Below are 3,134 nucleotides of genomic sequence, written 5' to 3'. Positions count from 1 at the left end.
CGCTTCCTGGAGAGCCCATGCCCGGCCGTGATCACACATTCCCCGTCCCACGCCCGTCGGCGGAGTTGTCGACCGACCGGCACGACCCCCGCGACGACTAGCCCGACGAAGCCCGCCAACTCGCCGACCACCTCACCGGCATCTACGGCGACCGCGACCCGCTGCCCACCATCGCCGGAGGATGGACCGCCCGCCAGAAGAGCCGCCACACGAGGCGGGCCTACGTGCGGACGTTCAAGGCCTGGGAGGAGTACGCCCGCTCCACCGGCATTCACCTCCTCCAGGCGAAGCTGCCGCTCGCCGACGTCTACGCCAAGCACCTCGCCAAGGCGCCGACGAGGAACGGCAAGCCGCCTTCCGAGGCGGGGAGGGTGCCGACTGCGGTTGAGGAGGCCCGGCGGGCGCAGGGGCGGGCGTCGGCGGGGGATCCGTGGCAGGAGCTGGCCGGGTGAGGCGACTCGCGTGGTGTGGGCTGGGTTGATGGCGAGGTGTAGGGGGTCTGGCCTTGGTGGGCTGGGCCCCCTTTGGCATGCCACCACCCTTATTGAATTCTAAGCATTGTTTGGACCATGCTTGACGGGTAGTATGGGGGTTGCCGACAACGGGACGGACCACCGCCCCGGAGTACCCCGAGAGGGACACCCATGACCGAACTCCGCCTCATCGACCCCGACGGCTACACCGTCCCCGACACCATCCTCACCGTGTCCGACGCCACCGTCGCCGCGGTCCGCGAACACCTGCTCCAGGAAGTCGCCCCCGCACACGCCGCCCAGTGGGCCGACTTCGGCTACCGCGCCAGCGACTACCGCATCGCCTGACAACCCCGCCTCTCTTCAGGAGTCAGCATGAGCGAAATGCCTGCGCCCAGCGTTCCGGCAGCTGGCGACCGCGCCTATCCCGCCCGCGGCATGAGCCCCCTCGATCGGCTTCTCGCCGAAGCCGTCCCCACCGGCACGTTCGGTGATGCCCGGCCTGTCCGGTCGCGCGGCGAGGTTCGGCGGGTGCAGTGGACTCGCGAGGAGCAGCACCGGCACTACGCCGAACTCGCCGCAGCAATCGGAGGCCGCCCGCTACGCGCAGTTGAGGCGGCGTAATCGCCCCGCTGGTACAGCAGTCCGCCCCAGCACCCCCTGGAGGAACCGATGGGAACGCAGTCGCAGTCCCGATACCAGCCCAACGAAATGGTCCAGTACATGGGCAGCATCGCGCCCTTCCAGGGCTGGCTGTTCAACATCATCTCCGTCGACACCTCCACCGGATCACAGCCCTACTACGAGCTGCGCCACCCGGTATGGAACGTCCGGCTGGGCCGCGTAAGAGAGTCATCCCTACGCGGCCCGGACAACGAGTAGAACCCCCAAGACGCTGCGACCGCCTCAAGCGGCGTGGCACCCCCGGCCGGCCACCGGCTGGCCGATGACCGCCGCCCCGACGCCCGTGACCGCTGGCGGGCGCGGGGCGACGGGCCCCTTCACGGCAATCAGCCAGGAGGCACCAGACATGACGAACACCAAGGCCAGGACCCGCATTGGCTTCCCTGCCGAGCACGTCACCTGCCTGATACAGACTGGAGCAAGCGTCGGCGAGTTACGGTCCGACCGCCCCGGCCCGCGGAACGTCGAACTGCCGCCCGGATGGACCACCGATCGGGGCGAGGAGCAGGGCGTTCCGGGCCGGATCCTGGACCAGCACGGCCGCGCGCGGATCGGCGTGTCCTGGACGTACCACACCACCGTGGACTCGTTGGTGGCCAACCGTGCTACCTCCGTGGAACCGCATGTCACCATTCTCGACCCGGGTAGCCACGCGCGGGAGGTCGCCGAGTCGGGTGCATCTCTGGTGCTGGATGAGTGGGCGACGCCTGGTGCGTTGTTGGGCCCAGTTGGCGAGCGGATCGACACATACACCCGCCTCCTCTACGTCGCCGAACGCAGCATCGCCCGCTGGAAGACCGAGCAGCCGGACACTGCGGAACGGGAGCGCCAGAACCGGGAAGCGTACGAGCAGAAGCTGACCGCCTACAGGGGCCTGCTGCGGACGCTGACGGACGCTGTTGAGTCAGGCTGGGCCCCGAACTGGGCCTTCTGAGGGGTGCTAGGGGCGCAGACCGTCGCTTGGGAGCAGCGCCCCGGCCGGACTTCCGCCGACGTGGAGGCCATGCTCCGCGCCGCTGCCACCCCCCACCCTGTGATCACCCAACCGAAGGAGACCTCTGTGTCGTACCCGTACCTGCTCACCCCGGAAAAGCAGCTCGCCGACGCCAAGGACCGGCTGCGCATTCCGAAGATCGTGTGTATCTGCGGATCCACCCGTTTCATAGCGGAGATGGCCGAAGCGGATCTGCGGCTCACCGCCGGGTCCGCCACGGTGCCGCCGGCGATCGTCGTCCGGCCCGGCGTCGACATGAAGGCCGAGCAACCGCTGTGGGGGTCGCTGGGCAAGCCGGTCCGGTTCACGCATCCCGAAGTCGACCCCGACAACGCCCCCGCGACCTGACCCCGTCCACCCCGACCCCAACCCAACTAACCCACCAGTCAGAAAGGGCACCCCGATGACCACCCCGACCCGCATCCAACGCCGCCGCACCAAAGGCTGGCGGCTCGCGGACGCGACCACGAACCCGCTCGGCGCGGTGATAGTCAGCCGAACCAGCCGCTTCGGAAACCCGTTCACCATCAAGGACGCGATCGAAGCGGAGATGGGCGACCCCCGCAGCGCCTGCGCCGCGAACTACCGCGAGTGGCTGCGCGTCGGCACCACAGGAGGCTGGTACGAGCAGACGTACCGGATCGGCCGTCAGGTCCTTGACCGGCGCCGGATCCTCGCAGAACTCCACACCCTGCGGGGCAAGGACCTTGCCTGCCCCTGCCCCCTGCCCGAGCCCGGCCAGCCGGACCACTGCCACGCCGCCGTGCTCCTCGAACTCGCCAACCAGACCGTCTGACCGCGTGCTCATCCGGTTCCACCGGGCCCCGCACCCACAACCCACCCACCACACCCAGGAGACGACCATGCAGCCCACCGAGCAGCAGCTCGACCTCGACGCCATCGAAGCCCGCGCTCAGGCGGCCACGCCCGGACCGTGGGGCCAGTACCACGACGGCTCGGAGTTGGACTACATCGACATCGCC

At 69.2% G+C, this 3,134-nt stretch carries 6 protein-coding genes; all 6 read left to right on the top strand.

Going from position 1 to position 3,134, the window contains the following annotated elements; genetic code table 11:
• The first annotated feature begins 224 nt into the window (after nucleotides 1-224).
• Nucleotides 225-452 (top strand): hypothetical protein, encoded by a 228-nt coding sequence (locus tag IG02_RS0135290; protein ID WP_030757660.1) that lies wholly within the window; start codon nucleotides 225-227, stop codon nucleotides 450-452.
• A 192-nt stretch (nucleotides 453-644) separates the two neighbouring features.
• Entirely contained in the window at nucleotides 645-821 is a 177-nt protein-coding gene (locus IG02_RS41960; RefSeq protein ID WP_158712454.1) for a hypothetical protein, read from the top strand.
• Between the two features lie 324 nt (nucleotides 822-1,145).
• Nucleotides 1,146-1,355, top strand: a complete 210-nt coding sequence (locus tag IG02_RS41955; RefSeq protein WP_158712453.1) for a hypothetical protein — start codon at nucleotides 1,146-1,148, stop codon at nucleotides 1,353-1,355.
• Between the two features lie 148 nt (nucleotides 1,356-1,503).
• Nucleotides 1,504-2,091, top strand: coding sequence for a hypothetical protein (locus IG02_RS0135275; protein WP_030757657.1), 588 nt, complete (start codon nucleotides 1,504-1,506; stop codon nucleotides 2,089-2,091).
• A gap of 126 nt (nucleotides 2,092-2,217) precedes the next feature.
• Nucleotides 2,218-2,499, top strand: a complete 282-nt coding sequence (locus IG02_RS0135270) for a hypothetical protein (protein WP_030757654.1) — start codon at nucleotides 2,218-2,220, stop codon at nucleotides 2,497-2,499.
• A gap of 55 nt (nucleotides 2,500-2,554) precedes the next feature.
• Nucleotides 2,555-2,947, top strand: a complete 393-nt coding sequence (locus IG02_RS0135265) for a DUF4326 domain-containing protein (protein WP_030757651.1) — start codon at nucleotides 2,555-2,557, stop codon at nucleotides 2,945-2,947.
• The last annotated feature ends 187 nt before the right edge of the window (nucleotides 2,948-3,134 follow it).

Origin of the sequence: Streptomyces sp. NRRL F-5135, assembly GCF_000719775.1 — a bacterium.
Taxonomy (GTDB): domain Bacteria; phylum Actinomycetota; class Actinomycetes; order Streptomycetales; family Streptomycetaceae; genus Streptomyces; species Streptomyces hebeiensis.
The sequence above is the reverse complement of the archived record's forward strand: the minus strand, read 5'-3'. Positions and strand labels throughout refer to the sequence as shown.

Coding starts and splice junctions, on each gene's coding strand:
- IG02_RS41955 (WP_158712453.1), top strand. CDS start 1,146: ATGGGAACGCAGTCGCAGTCCCGATACCAGCCCAACGAAATGGTCCAG.
- IG02_RS0135275 (WP_030757657.1), top strand. CDS start 1,504: ATGACGAACACCAAGGCCAGGACCCGCATTGGCTTCCCTGCCGAGCAC.
- IG02_RS41960 (WP_158712454.1), top strand. CDS start 645: ATGACCGAACTCCGCCTCATCGACCCCGACGGCTACACCGTCCCCGAC.
- IG02_RS0135265 (WP_030757651.1), top strand. CDS start 2,555: ATGACCACCCCGACCCGCATCCAACGCCGCCGCACCAAAGGCTGGCGG.